The sequence below is a fragment of the Candidatus Legionella polyplacis genome, assembly GCF_037013735.1.
Lineage (GTDB): Bacteria > Pseudomonadota > Gammaproteobacteria > Legionellales > Legionellaceae > Legionella_E > Legionella_E polyplacis_A.
Map to the genome: position 1 here is coordinate 141678 of NZ_CP135136.1, position 17641 is coordinate 159318.

Below are 17641 nucleotides of genomic sequence, written 5' to 3' on the forward strand. Positions count from 1 at the left end.
CATTTACTAAAATAATTAAAAATCTATTTTTTCTCCTTACTAGGAGAAACCCAATTTTTAATAGTCATACCTAAAGATAAAGAACGAGATGCAAGAACATCCTTAATTTCATTCATAGATTTTTTCCCTAAATTAGGCGTTTTTAACAACTCAGATTCCGTTTTCTGTACTAAATCACCTATAAAATGAATATTTTCTGCTTTTAAACAATTTGCCGATCTCACAGTTAAATCTAAATCATCAACTGAACGCAACAATACGGGATCAAACATAAAAGAAGACTCCTTCTTTTCAACCTTTTCAACCTCTTCAATCTTAATATTAATGAAAGCTTGTAATTGTCTTTTCAATATATACGCAGACATTTCAATTGCTTCCATTGGATCAATAGTTCCATTCGTATATAATTCAATAGTCAATTTATCAAGATTAGTTCTATTACGTACCCTAGTGCTATCAACAAAATAAGATACTTTTTTTACTGGAGAAAATATATTATCTATTTTTAAAACTCCAATAGACTTATTCATATTATTTTCTTCTTTATCATTAGAATGTATTAAAGATTCTGAAGAATAAAACCCAATGCCCTTTATAACTTTTAATGACATACTTAAATATCCATTTTCATTTAAAGTTGCAATAACTAGATCTGGATTCATAACATCTACACCATTAACTAATTCTATATCACCAGCAACAACTTTACATGGACCATGTTTCGTTAAATGTAAAATAACTTCTTCTTTACTAGTAGTCATTTTTACAGCAACCTGTTTTAAATTAAGTAATATATTTACTACATCTTCTCTAACTCCATCAATTTTACTATACTCATGAGATACATTTTCAATATTTACTTCAACTATAGCACTTCCAGGCATAGAAGATAAAAGAATTCTTCTAAGAGCATTACCTAATGTATGACCATAACCTCTTTCCAAAGGTTCAAGAATAATTTTAGAATAATTTATAGAATCTGAAGATACCTTTAATGCAGATGGAACTAACATTTCATTGATTTTATTATACATTTAATACATCTCCAAAAAAATAATTATTTTGAATAAAGCTCAACCACCAAATTTATGTTGTAGTCAGAAACCAAATCGCTCATCGATGGATAGGAACAAAAAACTCCACTATATTCATTTACATTAACTTTTAACCAATTAAAATTTTTTTTCTGTTTAGAAAAATTAATAGCAGATTTAATTCTGTCTTGATTCTTTGCTTTTTCACTAATGCAAATAGTGTCATTTATTGACAAAAGATATGATGCTATATTAATAATTTTTCCATTTACCAATATACACTTATGACTCACCAACTGCCTAGACTCTGCTCTAGTACTAGAAAATCCCATTCTATAAACTACATTATCAAGACGTCTTTCAAGAAACCTTATTAAATTCTCACCAGTTGAACCCTTCTTCATGGAAGCTTTTTTATAATAATTTCTAAATTGTCTTTCTAAAACTCCATATAATCGTTTGATTTTTTGTTTTTCTCTTAATTGAATTCCATAATCACTTAATCTAGGTCTAACTCCAGATTTTTTTCCAGGCAAACTATCATATTTACATTTATTTTTATAATCACGTATACCACTTTTTAAATATAAATCTAAATTCTCTCTACGTGATAACTTGCATTTTGGTCCAAGATATCTAGCCATATTTCTATAAATCTCCTTTAATTCAATGTATTTTTCAATATATATAACACAACTAACTATACTCTTCTCTTTTTTGGCGGTTTACATCCATTATGAGGAATTCCAGTCACATCAGTTATTTGAATAATTTTAAAATCTTGAGAAATTAACTCTCTAATTGTAGATTCACGCCCAGGACCAGGACCGTTAACTAACACAATAACTGAATTCATTCCATATTTTTCTTTAGCAATTTTCGCAGCTCTTTCCATGGCAACCTGTGCAGCATAAGGAGTGCTCTTTCTCGATCCTTTAAAACCAGAACCTCCAGAACTTTCCCAACATAAAGTATTTCCCTGTCTATCAGTAATCGTAATTATTGTATTATTAAATGATGCATGAATATGTACTATTCCATCTAATATGGAACTTTTTTTACTTTTTTTTTGTTCTTTATTTTTTTCTATCATATTAACTCTATTATATATAATGTTAATAATATAACACTTTTTAATTATCTACTTCTTTTACTTTTCCTTGTCTTAGCATTTGTCCTTGTCCTTTGTCCTCTCACTGGCAAACATCTACGATGTCTATTTCCTCTATAACATCCAATATCAACTAATCTTTTTATATTCATAGAAACTATACGTCTTAAATCTCCTTCAACATTAATTTTTGCAATTTCAGAACGCAAATTTGCTATATCAGAATCTGACAATTCTGATATTTTGGAACAAATATTTACATTAATTGATCTACATATATTTACAGCAGTAGATTTTCCTACTCCATAAATAGACATGATTGCAATCATAATATGTTTACTGTCTGATATATTTACTCCAGAAATACGAACCACAAATACCCCCTTTTTTTTCTTACATCTTGCACTATTAAAGAATTAAACACACTATATAAAATAACTTTTATAAAAAATATTTAAATCTCTACAAAATAGTTTATACCAATACTAACAAAAAATATTTGTATATAAAAATATCATTATTCTTTTACAATTTACCCCTGTTTTTGTTTATGTCGTTTATCTTTATCGCATAAAACACGTACAACCCTATTTCTTCTAATTACCTTACAATAACGACAAAATCTCTTTACCGATGCTCGTATCTTCATAATATAAAATAAAAATTTCTCTATATAAACACAATAAAAAATTATCTCTATTTACTACTTATTTAAAAAAACTTATAAAAACTTTGGTAATTTAATACCTTTAAAATTTGCTTTCTTTATTAAAGAATCATATTGTTTAGACATAAGATAAGCCTGTATTTGAGATATAAAATCCATAATAACAACAACTACTATCAAAATAGATGTTCCACCAAAATAAAATGGTACATTCCAAGTATACATTAAAAGTTGTGGTAATAAACACACTAACATCAAATATGTTGCACCAAATAAAGTTAACTTCATCATAACAGTATATATATATTTCATAGTTTGTTCTCCAGGACGTATACCTAAAATGTAAGCACCGGATTTTTTTAAATTTTCCGCAGTATCTTTAGGGTTAAATACTAAAGTAGCATAAAAAAAAGAAAAAAACAAAATAGACAAAGAATAAATAAATAAATATAAAGGTTTTCCAGGGGAAATCAGTAACCCTATATTATATAAAAATCCTGTTGTTTTTCCTTTTGCAAAAAACTGAATTAACATAGAAGGCAATAATATAATACTTGAAGCAAAAATCGGAGGAATAACACCAGAAATATTAATTTTTAATGGTAAATGACTAGTTTGCGCAGCATATACTTTTCTTCCATAAGTACGCTGAGCATAATTAACACGAATACAACGTTGTGCCCTTTCAATAAAAACAACAAAACTAATAATAAATATTATCATTAATAATAATAACAATAAAACTATTAATTTTAACTTTCCTTCTCTTTCTTGTTGTACTACTCTAACTATAGAAGAAGGAATACTAGAAACAATTCCAGAAAAAATAATTAAAGAAATTCCATTTCCTATACCTTTTTCTGTAATTTGCTCTCCCAACCACATTAAAAACATTGTTCCAGAAACTAGAGTTATAACAGTTGTAAAATAAAATAAAGCATTTGAATACAAAACTAAACCTTGAACAACTAACCATCTTGCCATACCTAAAGATTGAAATACAGATAACAATAATGTTAAATATCTTACATATTGATTTATTTTTTTTCTACCTAAAACCCCTTCTTTTTTCAATTGATCTAATGAAGGAATTATTAAAGATAGCAATTGAATAATAATAGACGATGATATATAAGGAAATATACCAATAGCAAATACTGTAAACCTAGATAATGAACCACCAGAAAAAATATTAAACAGTCCAAATATTGTATTTTGTTGATTCTGAAAAAAAATATTCAACTCTCTTAAATTTAACCCAGGAACAGGTATATAAGAACCCAATCTATAAACCACAATAGATACAAAAAGAAAAAATAATCTAATATTAATCTCTCTTAAACCTATTTTTTTCACCATAATCCTTTCTATACTTTTAAAGTAATATAAAATTTATAAAAAATAATAACTACAATTAACTTATAATAAACTTCTTAGCTCCTTTAGAAACCTTTAAACCTATAAATTGAAAATTAACAAAACATTTTTTTTTAGGAGCAATAATCTTTACATTTCTGACTATTCTTCTTATTAATTTAAATTTTTTTAAAACTTCCAAATCAATTGTCTTAAAATTTTTTATTTTTAATAACTCATCTAGTCTTAATTCCGTTGAAAACTTTCTTTTTATAGAATTAAAACCTATTTTTGGAACACGTCTATATATTGGTGTTTGACCACCCTCAAAACCAACTTTACAAAAACCTCCAGATCTAGATTTTTGACCTTTATGTCCTTTACCAGATGTTTTTCCATAACCAGATCCAATTCCTCTTCCAATACGTTTTTTATACTTCTTCTTTGATAAATTACAAAAAGCAAAATTTAAATTCATTAAATATATTCCTCATATTTTAATAAATATGAAACAACACTAATTAAACCACGAATTGAAGGATTATCATTTTTTATAACACTACTATTTATTTTTCTTAATCCTAATTGTCTAATTATATTAACATGTTTAGACCTACACCCAATAACACTTTTTATCAAAGTAATTTTGATCATTTTAATCATAACATACATATTATTTATTTTTTTTTAAATAAAATATAAAACTGAATACTTACTTCTTAATTATAATTCTATCTTACCTCTTTTAGCTAAAACATAATCTGGAGTTTTAATATGCATTAAAGCTCCTATAGTAGCACGAACAACGTTATTAGGATTAGTAGATCCAATACTCTTCGCTAAAATATTTTGTACTCCTAATACCTCTAATACAGCACGCATAGCTCCTCCAGCAATAATTCCAGTTCCATCACTAGCTGGTTTCATAAAAACTTTAGACGCACCAAAACTCCAAGTAATGGAATGATATATGGTTGTACCATTTAAATAAACATAAGTCATATTCTTCCTAGCTTTATCCATAGCTTTTTGAATTGCAATAGGAACCTCTCTTGCTTTCCCCCTTCCATATCCAACTTTTCCATTTCCATCTCCTATAACAACTAACGCAGCAAAACCAAAATCCCTACCACCCTTAACTACTTTTGCTGTTCTAGTAATAGAAACTAATTTATCTTGATAACCTTCATTTTTTTTAAATTCACGAAATACCATAATATCATATTTCCTACATTTAAAATTTTAAACCAGAAATTCTTATACCATTGGCTAAAGATTTTATTCTCCCATGATATTTATATCCAGACCTATCAAAAGCTACATTAACAATCCCTTTATTTCTAGCTCTTTTACCTAATAAAATACCAACTTGCTCAGATTGCTCAACTTTATTCTTATTAACCAAATTCTTTTTAATTTCTTTATCAACAGATGAAGCAAAAGCAATTACAAAACTTTTTCTGCTTTTATCTCTATAATCAACAATCTGTGCATAAATATTTTTAGAACTCCTATAAACTACAACTCTTGGTCTATTAGAGTTATGCAATATAATGTATTTACTTCTTAAACATCTTTTTTTTCGAATCTTATTTTTACAAATCATAATTTTATTTCTTTTTAGATTCTTTAAGATTTATAACTTCACCAAAATAACGAATTCCTTTTCCTTTATAAGCATCAGGAATCTTCAAATGACGAATCCTAGATGCTACATCCCCTATCAATTGTTTATCTATACTATACAAATTAAGTATTGTGCCATTATTTAATATTTTTACTGATACATTATCAGGAATATTATAAGTAACAGGGTGTGAATAACCTATAAATAAACTAACACTTTTATCTTTATTTGCCCATTGAACCTTATAACCTACACCAAAAAATTCCAATATAATTTTATATCCATACATGACTCCATAAACCATATTATAAACCAACGAACGAATAGTACCAGCCAAAGACCAACCATACTTATTATCATTATTTGATACTGGAAAAATTTTTATATTTCTATTTTCACAAAGAATAATTACTCTAGCATCATAATTCCTGTATAACACTCCTTTGGGTCCTTTAATTTCTAACTTGAAATTCTTTATCGAACATTCTACATCCTTTGGTAAATTAATAATTGATTTAGCAACCCTAGACATACATTATTTCATCCTATATAACCAAAAAAAATATATATAACTTAAGATACTCCACAAATAATTTCTCCACCAATTCTATATTTCTTAGCCTTTTTACTACTTATTACTCCCATAGAAGTTGACATAATTAATACACCAAACCCTGGTACAGAATATAAATCTTTCATTTTTTTATAAATTCTTAAACCAGGACTACTTACCCTAAATATTCTCTCGATTACAGGCCTTCCCTTATAATACTTTAATATCACACTTATTAATTTTATTTTATTATTCAAATTACATATATTGTAATCTACTACAAATCCTTCTTCTTTTAAAACTAAAATAATCTTCTCTTTTAATTTAGAATAATAAAAAACAACTTTATCACATTTAGATCGTTGTCCATTGCGAATACGTGTCAACATATCTGATATAGGATCTTGTATAGTCATAATATTATATCATTTTATAAGTAATAAATATATCTTTACAAAAAAACACTACCAACTTGATTTTCTTCCACCAGTAACATTACCAAACATTAATTGTTTTCTCAAACAAATACGACAAAGTTCAAACTTACGTAAAATTGACCTAGACCTACCACACTGTTGGCATCTTCTGCTATATCTTACAGGATTAGAATCAACAGGAAGTTTGCTTAATTTAAACTGAGCATTCCTAATATCATTTACCTCAATAGAAGATTTTATAACCTTTTTTAAATACATTCTCTTTTTCTTGTATTTTTCAATTAACTTCTTACGCTTATCAACCCTAGCAATAACTGATTTTTTAGCCAAAATACCATTCCTTATCTATTAAAATTTATTTTTACAAAATAAAAAATGTAAATCATTGTTCATTATACATTCTTACTAAAGGAAAATCAAAAAATTCCAATAAAAAAGCAGCCTCTTTATCTGTACAAGCATTTGTAACAATAGATATATCTAACCCTCTTATACGATCAACCTTATCGAAATCAATTTCTGGAAAAACAATTTGCTCTTTAATTCCAAAATTATAGTTACCAGTACCATCAAATGATTTTCTACTTAAACCTCTAAAATCTCTAACTCTAGGCAAAACTATATTAATAATCTTATCAAGAAAATCATACATTCTATCACGTCTTAAAGTAACTTTACATCCAATTTCAAAATCTTTTCTAATTTTAAAATTCGCCAAAGATTTTTTGGCTTTTGTTATAAAAGGCTTCTGACCAGAAATCAAAGTCATATCCTTAATTGCATGCTGTAAAACTTTTTTATCATCTACAGATCTACCAACACCCATATTTAATGTTATTTTCAAAATACGAGGAACTTCCATAATACTTTTATAATAAAAAACATTCATCATTTTTTTTATAATTTCTTTATTATAAAAATCTTTTAATCTAGACATTTTTTATTTTTTTTAAATACCTATTTTTTGTACTGAAATTATCTATTACTTTTTTGTTTGATTTAAAATATCTAACCTTATACCGAAAATTACACTTATCAACTTTTAAATACTTAAAACCAATTTTATCATATTTTTCAAAATCATTGTTATATAAACCTACATTAGAAATGTGTATTGGCATTTCCTTAAAGATTAAACCACCTTCTTGACCAATTTTTGGATTTGGTTTAATTGCTTTTCTACATAAATTAACACCATCAACAATAACCTTATCTCCCACAACCCTTTTTATTTTGCCGATACTCCCTTTATTCTTTCCAGATAAAACCATAACTATATCATTTAACTTAATACGTCTCATATAATTTTTTTCCTATTTTATAGTACTTCAGGAGCTAAAGAAATTATTTTCATAAATCTATATCTTAATTCTCTTGTTACTGGACCAAAAATTCTAGTACCAAACGGTTCATTTTGATTATTCAATAAAACAACTGAATTTTCATCAAAACGAATTACAGACCCATCATCTCTGCTTATTCCTTTTTTCGTTCTAACAATTACAGCACCCATTACATCACCTCTTTTTACTTTACCATTTGAAATTACATCTTTTACACTTATCTTAATAAGATCCCCAATATTAGCATATCTTTTTCTTGTTCCTCCAAGAACTCTAATACACATCACTTTACGAGCTCCACTGTTATCTGCTACATTAAGAATAGTTTGTACTTGTATCATAATAAACTCATTACTCATTATTAAATAAATAATATAAAATAAAAACAATTACTAAAAAAACCACAATTTAATATTTTCTTATTACAAATAATTTTTAAAAAAAATCAAATTCATAACTCAATATACTACTAATTTATTGTCTCTAATAATAACCAACGTTTTTTTTTAGATAAAGGTTTAGACTCAACTATCTTAACTAAATCTCCAATCTTAGATACACAATTCGGATCATGTACATATAATTTCGTAGTCCTTCTCAAAATTTTTCCATACTTATGATGCTTTAAAACACGATTAACGATCACAACAACCGTCTTTTTCATTTTATTACTTATAATTTTCCCAACCATTATTTTTTTCATATTAACAACCTTATATTAATCTTCTAATAATCCTTCCTTTTTCTTTAAATATAAAATAGTATTAATCCTGGCAATACCCTTATTGATTAATTTTATCCAATGATAAGATTCTAAAGGTCCATATATTTTTTTCATTTTCAAATTAAATCTTTCTTTACTAAGAAGTAATAACTCAATTTTTAATTGATTCAAACTTAAAGTATTTAGTTCTTTACTTTTTTTTATCTTTACCATATATATTTTATTACCTTACAATATTCTTCTTTCTTCAAATACAACCTTAAACGGCAATTTAGCTCTTGCTAAAATAAAAGCCTCAATAGCAAGTTCCCTATCAACTCCTTCTATTTCAAATAGAATCCGACCTGGTTTCACATTTACTACCCAATACTCAACATTTCCTTTCCCTTTACCCTGCCTTACTTCAAGTGGTTTTTGAGTTATAGGTTTATCTGGAAAAACTCTGATCCAAATTTTTCCATTTCTTTTAATGTGTCTAGTCATAGCTCTTCTAGCTGCTTCAATTTGTCTAGTTGTTAACCTACCTCTTCCTACAGATTTTAATCCAAATTCACCAAAACTAATCCTATTTCCTCTATGAGAGTTCCCTTTGTTTCTGCCTTTCATCTGCTTCTTATATTTTGTACGTTTTGGTTGCAACATAATTTATTTTCCATATATAACAGTATATAATATATAATATAAAATATATCAATTTTACAATTTTATTTAATTACTTTTCTAGTATATATCTCTCCAGAAAAAACCCAAACTTTAACACCAATCATTCCATATGTAGTTCTAGCTTCAGAAAATCCATAACTAATATTTGCTCTAAAAGTATGAAGAGGTATTCGACCTTCCCTATAGCATTCACTACGAGCAATTTCAGAACCACCTAATCTTCCACTAATACAAATTTTAATACCTTTAGCTCCAGATTTAATTGCAGAATTTATAGATTTTTTCATAATTCTTCTAAACATAATTCTTTGTTCCAACTGTTGAGCTATGTTCTCAGAAACAAGAATAGGATCTAATTCAGGATGTTTTATTTCTTCAATATTCAACTTTACTGGTATTCTTAAATAAGATTCTATATCTTTTCTCAAATTTTCTATCCCACCTCCTTTTTTTCCTATTATTATACCTGGTCTAGCAGTATATATAGTTACAACAGCATTTTTTGCAGGACGTTCAATACAAATCTTACCTATAAACGCATTACTTAATTTCTTTTTTAAATATTTTCTCAGATTAATATCTTGATTAAGTAATCTAGAATAATATTTACTAGAATACCATTTAGAATTCCAATCTTGAATAATTCCTAACCTAATTCCAATAGGATTTACTTTTTGACCCATAATTAATTAACTTTACCTCCATCAGAAGCTTTAATTACAATATGACAAAATTTTTTATATATTTTATTAGAACGACCTTTTGCTCTAGGAACAATACGCTTAAATTTTATCCCGTCATTTACATAAATAACAGAAATTTTTAATGAATCAATATCTATATTATGATTATTTTCAGCATTAGAAATCAAGGATTCCAACATCTTCAATAGAATGCGTGCTCCTTTTTTAGGTAAAAATCTTAAAATATTAATTGAATCTGACAAAGTTTTATTGCGAATAACATTAACAATTAATTTACATTTCTGAGCAGAAATAGGAGCATTTTTTAACTTAACTTTTACTTCCATTGATTTATAACCCTTTTTTTCAACTTTTAACTAACAACAAAAATTATTTATTTAGATTTGATCTTTTTATCACCAGAATGATTTCTAAAAACACGAGTTGATGCAAATTCACCTAATTTATGACCCACCATATTATCGGTAATATAAACTGGAACATGAACCCTACCATTATGTACAGAAATAGTACGACCAATCATTTCAGGTATAATAGTCGATCTTCTAGACCAAGTTTTTATAGGTTTATTAGAATTCAAATTATTAGATTTTTCTATTTTCTTTAATAAATTAAAATCTACATAAGGACCCTTTTTAATAGAACGAGACACTGTCTTCTCCAATTTTGTTAATTACTTCTTCACAATTCACTTCACCTTTCTACGTTTAATAATAAAAAAATCAGTACGCTTATTATTTCTTGTTTTATATCCCTTAGCAGGAATTCCAGTTGGGCTAACAGGGTGTCTTCCACCTGAAGTCCTTCCTTCTCCACCTCCATGAGGATGATCTATTGGATTCATAGCTACTCCACGAACAGTTGGTCGTATTCCTCTCCATCTATTTTCTCCTGCCTTCCCTAAAGTTCTTAAATTATGTTCACTATTACTCACCATTCCTATAGTCGCCTTACATCTTAATAAAACCCTCCTAACTTCTCCTGAAGATAATCTTATAATAGCATATCTATCTTCTTTAGATAGAACCTGCCCATAAGATCCAGCACTTCTTAATAATTGAGCACCCTTTTTAGGTTTTAATTCAAGACAATGTATTACTGTACCTACAGGTATGTTCTGTAATATTAAACAATTCCCATTACTTATGGGAACATCATCTCCGCTAATTACAATATGTCCTATTTCCAAATTTGAAGGAGATATAATATACCTATATTCACCATCAATATAAGAAATTAGAGCAATCAAAGCAGATCTATTTGGATCATATTCTATTCTAGATACCCTTCCTTTAATATAATCCTTATTTCTTTTAAAATCAATTAATCTATATTTTAATCGACAACCACCGCCAATATGTCTTACTGTTATACGTCCTTGATTATTTCTTCCTCCAGTTCTATTTAATTTCCTTATCAAAGATTTATAAGGCTTTCCTTTATAAATATTTTTATGTAACAGCCTAATATGCCCTCTCCTGCCTGGAGTAGTAGGATTTGATCTTACTAAAGTCATAATAAAATTACCTTTTATCAAAAAAAGAAAAATCAATACTATGTTGTTTGTCTAAAGATACATATACTTTTTTCCAATTACTTCTTTTTCCACAAATTCTTTTAAAAACTTTTACTTTACCTTTAATATTGATTACAGAAATCTTATTCACTTTAACATTAAAAATGGATTCTATAGATTTTTTAATTTCTTTCTTATTTACAAATCTTTGTACCTTAAAAGTATATTGATTATACTTATTAGATATCATAGTTGACTTCTCAGAAGTATACGGTTCTATAATAAAATATAAAAACTTATTACTTATATTCATTCACTAATTCTCTTTTCCAAAACTTTAACAGCAGATTTCGTCATTAAAATTTTCTTAAAATAAAAAAAATCAACAAAGCTTACAGTCTTAATATTACAAATTTTATACTGATACAAATTCTGAGATCCTAACAATTCGTTTGTATTAATCTCACATTTTAATATTAATCCATTTAATATATTTAAATTATGCATTTTATTTATAAAATACTTAGTTTTATAAGAATCACAAAAAAAACAACTAACAACAATTAAATTCCCTGATCTGTGAAGTTCTGACACTACACTTCTAAAAGCATATCTATACATCTTCTTATTAATTTTTTGATTATAACTTCTTTTTTTCGAAGCAAAAACAACTCCTCCACCCCTCCATAAAGGACTTCGTATTGTACCAACCCTTGCTCTTCCAGTTCCTTTTTGTCTCCAAGGTTTAATTCCACTTCCACTAACTTCTGATCTTGTTTTTTGTGAACTATTACCACTTCTTCTATTTTGTATAGAAGATACGAATACTTGATGTATCAAATCAGGATTATATTTACAATTAAAAACATTAGAATCAACTTTTAAATATTCATTAGTATCTTGTATTAACAATTGCATCATATTTTTCCCTTTTTAGAAATTCTTATCTCTAATTTTATACCAGAAAAACCAGGAATTGAACCTTTAACAAATAATAAATTACGACTAATATCAATTTGAACCACCAATAAATTTTGAATTGTACACCTTTTATTACCCATGTGACCAGGCATTTTTTTTCCTTTAAAAACTCTACCAGGAGTTTGATTTTGACCTATGGATCCAGGAACTCTATGAGATAAAGAATTTCCATGACTAGCATCCTGAGTTTTAAAATTATAACGCTTAACCGTTCCGGAAAAACCTTTTCCTTTTGATACTGAAATAACATCAACTCTATCCCCTTCTTTAAAAACATCATTAATGCCTAAAACTTTACCAGAAACCAATTTACTACTAAAAAATTTTGAACCAAATTCACGAATAATATCTCCAGAACGAACACCAAATTTAGAAAAATGTCCAAACAACGGTTTTTTTATACGAGAAGCTTTTCTATTACCTCTAGTCAACTGTACAGAAGAATACCCATCATTTTCTAATGTCTTTATCTGTAAAATTCTATTAGGAATAACTTCAATGATAGATACTGGAAAAGTTATACCATCATTCATAAAATACCTCATCATTCCAACCTTAACCCCTAATAATCCAGACATAGACTGTTTCATATAATATAAACCTTTTTGTTTTCTATCAAAAAAAATAGTAACTTATATTTCTTAGAAAAAATTTTAAATCTCTTAACCAATAAAAAAAAAGAATATTTACCACCCATTATATTATAATACAATAATATAAACATTTATATTATTGTATTATTAATCATCATCATCTAAGCTAATCTGAACATCAACTCCAGAAGCCAAATCAAGTTTCATCAAAGCATCTACCGTTTTATCAGTAGGATGAACTATAACAACTAACCTCTTATGCGTTGGAAGTTCATATTGATCTCTAGCATCCTTGTTAACATGAGGAGATGCTAAAACAGTAAATTTCTCTATTTTTGTAGGCAAAGGTATAGGACCTTTAATTCTAGCTCCAGTACGCTTTGCAGTTTCAACAATCTCCTTTACTGAAGTATCAATTAACTTATGATCGAACGATTTTAAACGAATCTTAATATTCTGATTACTCATATAATAAATAATATTTATATTACTCTATAATTTCAGAAACAACACCAGCACCAACAGTTCTACCACCCTCTCTTATAGCAAAACGTAAACCTTCATCCATGGCAATTGGAGATAAAAGATTTACAACCATTTGTACATTATCCCCAGGCATAACCATTTCCACTTTATCTGGTAAATTACAAGATCCTGTTACATCTGTAGTTCTAAAATAAAACTGTGGCTTATATCCAGAAAAAAAAGGAGTATGACGACCTCCCTCTTCTTTAGTTAACACATAAACTTCTGCTTTAAATTTTGTATGAGGCTTTATAGTATTAGGCTTTGCCAATACTTGACCACGCTCAACATCTTCACGTTTTGTACCTCTAAGCAAAATACCAACATTATCCCCTGCCATTCCTTCATCAAGTAATTTTCTAAACATCTCAACACCAGTACATGTTGTTTTCTGAGTATCTTTTAAACCAACAATCTCAATATAATCACCAGGACGTATCACACCTCGTTCAATTCTACCAGTAACCACTGTTCCTCTACCTGATATAGAAAAAACATCTTCTATAGGTAATAGAAAATTTTTATCTATATCTCTAGATGGAGAAGGGATATAATTATCCATAACTTCTATTAATTTCTCAATTGACTTAACTCCGAGATCTCCATTATCTCCATTTAAAGCTTTTAATGATGAACCAACAATAATCGGTATTTCACTTCCAGGAAAATTATAACTACTTAATAAGTCTCTAACTTCCATTTCAACTAACTCTAATAATTCTAAATCATCAACCATATCTGCTTTATTTAAAAAAACTACAATATAAGGAACACCAACTTGACGAGCTAATAATATATGCTCTCTGGTTTGCGGCATAGGACCATCTGCTGCAGAAACTACTAAAATAGCACCATCCATCTGTGCAGCTCCTGTAATCATATTTTTTACATAATCCGCATGTCCAGGACAATCCACATGAGCATAATGACGATTTTTTGACTCATATTCCACATGAGCAGTTGCTATGGTAATACCACGCTCTCTCTCTTCCGGAGCTGAATCAATTTTATCATAAGCCATTGCTACACCACCATATTTCTTAGCCATAATAGTAGTAATCGCTGAAGTTAACGTAGTTTTCCCATGATCAACATGCCCAATAGTTCCTACATTAATATGTTCCTTTTTTCTCTCAAATTTTTCCTTAGCCATCATTGTTATATCACCTCATATTAATTAAAATATAATTTATTGTTTTATAATTTCTTTTATAAGATTACTAGGTACTTCTGCATACTTTTTAAGCTCCATAGAATACGTTGCCCTACCTTGTGTAAACGATCTGAGATCAGTTGCATATCCAAACATTTCAGATAAAGGAACTTCTGCAACAATTACATTTCCCAAAGCAGTATCTTCTATATTTTGAACTATCCCTCTTCTCCTATTAATATCTCCAATTACATCACCCATATAATTACTAGGTGTTACCACATCAATACGCATAATAGGTTCTAATAAAACTGGAACAGCTCTTAAAACTGCCTGTTTAAATCCCTGAGAAGCTGCAATCTTAAATGCTATTTCACTAGAATCTACATCATGATACGATCCATCAAATAAAGTTACTTTAATATCCACTACTGGATAGCCAAATGCCACACCATTTCTCATTTGTTCTTGAATTCCTTTATCAATAACAGAAATATATTCTTTCGGTATTGCACCACCAACAATAGAGTTAACAAACTTATATCCAAATCCTAATTCTTGAGGCTCTACAGTAATCCAAACATGTCCATACTGCCCCCTTCCACCAGATTGACGAATAAATTTACCTTCCTGATCTACCTTTTTCTTAATTGTTTCTCTATAAGCCACCTGAGGTTTTCCTATATTTACTAAAACACCAAACTCTCTTCTCATTCTTTCTACAATAATTTCTAAATGCAGCTCACCCATTCCACTAATGATAGTTTCACCAGATTCTTTATTTATAAAAACACGAAAAGATGGATCTTCCTGAGTTAATTTACCTAAAGCTACAGACATTTTTTCTTGATCTACGCTTGTTTTAGGTTCCAAAGATACTGAAATAACAGGATCAGGAAATTCTATCTTTTCTAAGATAACGATATTAGACATATCACATAAAGTATCTCCTGTATTTGTTGATTTTAACCCAACAGCAGCTATAATATCTCCAGCTGCAGCTTTTTTTATATCTTCTCTAGAATTAGCATGCATCTGTAATAAACGACCTATACGTTCTTTTTTATTTTTAGTAGAATTATATACAATATCACCACTTCTAATTCTTCCAGAATATAATCTAATATAAGATAAAGAACCAACAAAGGGATCAGTAGAAATTTTAAATACCAAAGCAGAAAATGGTTTATCAACATTTTTTAGTACATTAATTTTTTTTCCATCTTTATCTGAAGCAAAAACAAAAGGAATATCCAATGGAGATGGTAAATAGTCCACTACTCCATCTAAAATAGATTGTATTCCTTTATTTTTTAAAGCTGAACCACAAAATACAGGAACTATTTCATTATTAATAGTTCTTTTTCTTAATCCATATTTAATCTCTTTTTCGCTAAATTTCCCATCACTCAGATATTTATTCATTAAATCTTCAGTTGCTTCAGCTGCACACTCAATAATTTTAGAACGATATTCAATACACTCACCCATCATATATTCAGGAATTTCTCTATACTCAAACAACATACCTTGAGATAACTCATCCCAATAAATTGATTTCATTTTAATTAAATCAATAATACCTTCAAATTTTTCTTCAGAACCTATAGGCAGCTGCATAATTACAGGTATAGAAAATAACTTTTCTTTAATTTGACGAATAACATTTAAAAAATTTGAGCCAACTCTATCCATTTTATTAATAAATACTATTCTTGGAACTTTATACCTATCAGATTGTCTCCAAACAGTCTCCGATTGAGGTTCTACTCCAGATACAGCATCAAATACAACAACAACTCCATCTAATACTCTTAAAGACCTCTCTACCTCAATCATAAAATCAACATGACCAGGGGTATCAATAATATTAATTCGATGAGGTTGAAAATCTCTATCCATTCCAGACCAGTAACAAGTGGTTGCCGCAGAAGTTATAGTTATACCTCGTTCCTGCTCTTGATCCATCCAATCCATAATAGCAGACCCATCATGAACTTCTCCTAATTTATGAGAAATTCCAGTATAAAATAATACTCTCTCGGTAGTAGTTGTTTTCCCTGCATCAACATGAGCAGCAATACCAATATTTCTATATAATTTTAATGAAAACTCAGACACAATATAATACCTTCATAAAATTAATTCCATCTAAAATGTGCAAAAGCTTTATTAGCATTTGCCATTTTATGAGTATCCTCACGCTTTTTTACAGAAAGTCCCTTATGTTTAAAAGCATCTATTAATTCACCAGCCAAACGTAACGTCATTCCCTTTTCAGAACGAGAACGAGCAAATTTTATAATCCACCTCATAGCTAATGCTAAACTTCTATCTAAACATACTTCAACTGGAACCTGATAAGTAGCTCCACCAACTCTTCTTGATCTTACCTCAACACTAGGACGAACGTTATTAATAGCTTTTTCAAAACAACTTAAAATCTTATCCTTTTTCTCAGAAGAATCAATAACATCTCTTTCCACTGAATTATAAAGTAATTTCATAGAATTATAGATTATTTTCTCAGAAATTGTCTTTTTACCATTTATCATTAAAACATTAATAAACTTCGCAAGTAATCGACTATTATATTTTGGATCAGATAATATTTTTCTTTTTAATACATTTTTTTTTCTTGACATTTTTTTAAT

The 17641-nt window shown here is 28.1% G+C and carries 30 protein-coding genes; all 30 read right to left on the bottom strand.

Going from position 1 to position 17641, the window contains the following annotated elements:
* Positions 1 to 23: 23 nt before the first annotated feature.
* Positions 24 to 1034 carry a DNA-directed RNA polymerase subunit alpha gene (locus RQL38_RS00675; protein WP_338521792.1) on the bottom strand — a complete coding sequence of 337 codons (1011 nt, stop codon included), beginning with the start codon at positions 1032 to 1034 and terminating at the stop codon, positions 24 to 26.
* Between the two features lie 23 nt (positions 1035 to 1057).
* Positions 1058 to 1678 carry a 30S ribosomal protein S4 gene (rpsD, locus tag RQL38_RS00680; RefSeq protein WP_338521794.1) on the bottom strand — a complete coding sequence of 207 codons (621 nt, stop codon included), beginning with the start codon at positions 1676 to 1678 and terminating at the stop codon, positions 1058 to 1060.
* 56 nt (positions 1679 to 1734) lie between these two features.
* Positions 1735 to 2127 (bottom strand): 30S ribosomal protein S11, encoded by a 393-nt coding sequence (gene rpsK, locus RQL38_RS00685; protein ID WP_338521796.1) that lies wholly within the window; start codon positions 2125 to 2127, stop codon positions 1735 to 1737.
* A gap of 44 nt (positions 2128 to 2171) precedes the next feature.
* Positions 2172 to 2519 carry a 30S ribosomal protein S13 gene (gene rpsM / locus RQL38_RS00690; protein WP_338521799.1) on the bottom strand — a complete coding sequence of 116 codons (348 nt, stop codon included), beginning with the start codon at positions 2517 to 2519 and terminating at the stop codon, positions 2172 to 2174.
* A gap of 158 nt (positions 2520 to 2677) precedes the next feature.
* A complete protein-coding gene (gene rpmJ / locus RQL38_RS00695; protein WP_338521801.1) occupies positions 2678 to 2794 on the bottom strand; it encodes a 50S ribosomal protein L36 in 117 nt (38 codons plus the stop codon).
* A 72-nt stretch (positions 2795 to 2866) separates the two neighbouring features.
* Positions 2867 to 4168: a preprotein translocase subunit SecY gene (gene secY, locus RQL38_RS00700; protein ID WP_338521803.1), complete on the bottom strand. Its 1302-nt coding sequence runs from the start codon at positions 4166 to 4168 to the stop codon at positions 2867 to 2869.
* Between the two features lie 58 nt (positions 4169 to 4226).
* Positions 4227 to 4646 (bottom strand): 50S ribosomal protein L15, encoded by a 420-nt coding sequence (gene rplO / locus RQL38_RS00705; protein WP_338521804.1) that lies wholly within the window; start codon positions 4644 to 4646, stop codon positions 4227 to 4229.
* The gene (gene rpmD, locus RQL38_RS00710; protein WP_422388206.1) at positions 4646 to 4822 is read right to left on the bottom strand and encodes a 50S ribosomal protein L30; all 177 of its coding nucleotides are present in this window, start codon (positions 4820 to 4822) and stop codon (positions 4646 to 4648) included. The genes rplO and rpmD overlap by 1 nt, the downstream gene beginning before the upstream one ends.
* Before the next feature lie 69 nt (positions 4823 to 4891).
* A complete protein-coding gene (rpsE, locus tag RQL38_RS00715; RefSeq protein ID WP_338521806.1) occupies positions 4892 to 5383 on the bottom strand; it encodes a 30S ribosomal protein S5 in 492 nt (163 codons plus the stop codon).
* A 19-nt stretch (positions 5384 to 5402) separates the two neighbouring features.
* On the bottom strand, positions 5403 to 5774 hold the full coding sequence (gene rplR / locus RQL38_RS00720; protein ID WP_338521807.1) for a 50S ribosomal protein L18: 372 nt from the start codon (positions 5772 to 5774) through the stop codon (positions 5403 to 5405).
* Between the two features lie 4 nt (positions 5775 to 5778).
* A complete protein-coding gene (gene rplF, locus RQL38_RS00725; protein ID WP_338521809.1) occupies positions 5779 to 6327 on the bottom strand; it encodes a 50S ribosomal protein L6 in 549 nt (182 codons plus the stop codon).
* Positions 6328 to 6368: 41 nt separating this feature from the next.
* Positions 6369 to 6764 carry a 30S ribosomal protein S8 gene (rpsH, locus tag RQL38_RS00730; protein WP_338521811.1) on the bottom strand — a complete coding sequence of 132 codons (396 nt, stop codon included), beginning with the start codon at positions 6762 to 6764 and terminating at the stop codon, positions 6369 to 6371.
* Between the two features lie 48 nt (positions 6765 to 6812).
* Entirely contained in the window at positions 6813 to 7115 is a 303-nt protein-coding gene (gene rpsN, locus RQL38_RS00735) for a 30S ribosomal protein S14 (RefSeq protein WP_338521812.1), read from the bottom strand.
* Between the two features lie 52 nt (positions 7116 to 7167).
* Complete coding sequence (rplE, locus tag RQL38_RS00740) at positions 7168 to 7722, bottom strand: 50S ribosomal protein L5 (RefSeq protein WP_338521814.1); 555 nt, start codon at positions 7720 to 7722, stop codon at positions 7168 to 7170.
* Positions 7715 to 8086 carry a 50S ribosomal protein L24 gene (gene rplX / locus RQL38_RS00745; RefSeq protein WP_338521817.1) on the bottom strand — a complete coding sequence of 124 codons (372 nt, stop codon included), beginning with the start codon at positions 8084 to 8086 and terminating at the stop codon, positions 7715 to 7717. The genes rplE and rplX overlap by 8 nt, the downstream gene beginning before the upstream one ends.
* 17 nt (positions 8087 to 8103) lie before the next feature.
* The gene (gene rplN / locus RQL38_RS00750; RefSeq protein ID WP_338521819.1) at positions 8104 to 8469 is read right to left on the bottom strand and encodes a 50S ribosomal protein L14; all 366 of its coding nucleotides are present in this window, start codon (positions 8467 to 8469) and stop codon (positions 8104 to 8106) included.
* A gap of 128 nt (positions 8470 to 8597) precedes the next feature.
* On the bottom strand, positions 8598 to 8831 hold the full coding sequence (gene rpsQ / locus RQL38_RS00755) for a 30S ribosomal protein S17 (RefSeq protein WP_338521820.1): 234 nt from the start codon (positions 8829 to 8831) through the stop codon (positions 8598 to 8600).
* Between the two features lie 15 nt (positions 8832 to 8846).
* Positions 8847 to 9065, bottom strand: a complete 219-nt coding sequence (gene rpmC, locus RQL38_RS00760) for a 50S ribosomal protein L29 (protein ID WP_338521821.1) — start codon at positions 9063 to 9065, stop codon at positions 8847 to 8849.
* 15 nt (positions 9066 to 9080) lie between these two features.
* Positions 9081 to 9494: a 50S ribosomal protein L16 gene (gene rplP, locus RQL38_RS00765; protein ID WP_338521822.1), complete on the bottom strand. Its 414-nt coding sequence runs from the start codon at positions 9492 to 9494 to the stop codon at positions 9081 to 9083.
* Between the two features lie 62 nt (positions 9495 to 9556).
* Entirely contained in the window at positions 9557 to 10198 is a 642-nt protein-coding gene (rpsC, locus tag RQL38_RS00770) for a 30S ribosomal protein S3 (protein ID WP_338521824.1), read from the bottom strand.
* A 2-nt stretch (positions 10199 to 10200) separates the two neighbouring features.
* Positions 10201 to 10545, bottom strand: a complete 345-nt coding sequence (rplV, locus tag RQL38_RS00775; protein ID WP_338521826.1) for a 50S ribosomal protein L22 — start codon at positions 10543 to 10545, stop codon at positions 10201 to 10203.
* Positions 10546 to 10592: 47 nt separating this feature from the next.
* The gene (gene rpsS, locus RQL38_RS00780) at positions 10593 to 10871 is read right to left on the bottom strand and encodes a 30S ribosomal protein S19 (RefSeq protein ID WP_338521975.1); all 279 of its coding nucleotides are present in this window, start codon (positions 10869 to 10871) and stop codon (positions 10593 to 10595) included.
* A 36-nt stretch (positions 10872 to 10907) separates the two neighbouring features.
* Entirely contained in the window at positions 10908 to 11735 is an 828-nt protein-coding gene (rplB, locus tag RQL38_RS00785) for a 50S ribosomal protein L2 (RefSeq protein ID WP_338521828.1), read from the bottom strand.
* 7 nt (positions 11736 to 11742) lie between these two features.
* Entirely contained in the window at positions 11743 to 12048 is a 306-nt protein-coding gene (gene rplW / locus RQL38_RS00790; protein WP_338521830.1) for a 50S ribosomal protein L23, read from the bottom strand.
* On the bottom strand, positions 12045 to 12656 hold the full coding sequence (rplD, locus tag RQL38_RS00795; protein WP_338521832.1) for a 50S ribosomal protein L4: 612 nt from the start codon (positions 12654 to 12656) through the stop codon (positions 12045 to 12047). The genes rplW and rplD overlap by 4 nt, the downstream gene beginning before the upstream one ends.
* A complete protein-coding gene (gene rplC, locus RQL38_RS00800) occupies positions 12653 to 13294 on the bottom strand; it encodes a 50S ribosomal protein L3 (protein ID WP_338521977.1) in 642 nt (213 codons plus the stop codon). The genes rplD and rplC overlap by 4 nt, the downstream gene beginning before the upstream one ends.
* Before the next feature lie 162 nt (positions 13295 to 13456).
* Positions 13457 to 13777, bottom strand: coding sequence for a 30S ribosomal protein S10 (gene rpsJ / locus RQL38_RS00805; RefSeq protein WP_338521834.1), 321 nt, complete (start codon positions 13775 to 13777; stop codon positions 13457 to 13459).
* 19 nt (positions 13778 to 13796) lie between these two features.
* Positions 13797 to 14987 (bottom strand): elongation factor Tu, encoded by a 1191-nt coding sequence (gene tuf / locus RQL38_RS00810; RefSeq protein ID WP_338521979.1) that lies wholly within the window; start codon positions 14985 to 14987, stop codon positions 13797 to 13799.
* 36 nt (positions 14988 to 15023) lie between these two features.
* Positions 15024 to 17111, bottom strand: coding sequence for an elongation factor G (gene fusA / locus RQL38_RS00815; RefSeq protein WP_422388208.1), 2088 nt, complete (start codon positions 17109 to 17111; stop codon positions 15024 to 15026).
* A 17-nt stretch (positions 17112 to 17128) separates the two neighbouring features.
* Positions 17129 to 17632: a 30S ribosomal protein S7 gene (rpsG, locus tag RQL38_RS00820; protein WP_338521838.1), complete on the bottom strand. Its 504-nt coding sequence runs from the start codon at positions 17630 to 17632 to the stop codon at positions 17129 to 17131.
* Positions 17633 to 17641 lie beyond the last annotated feature (9 nt).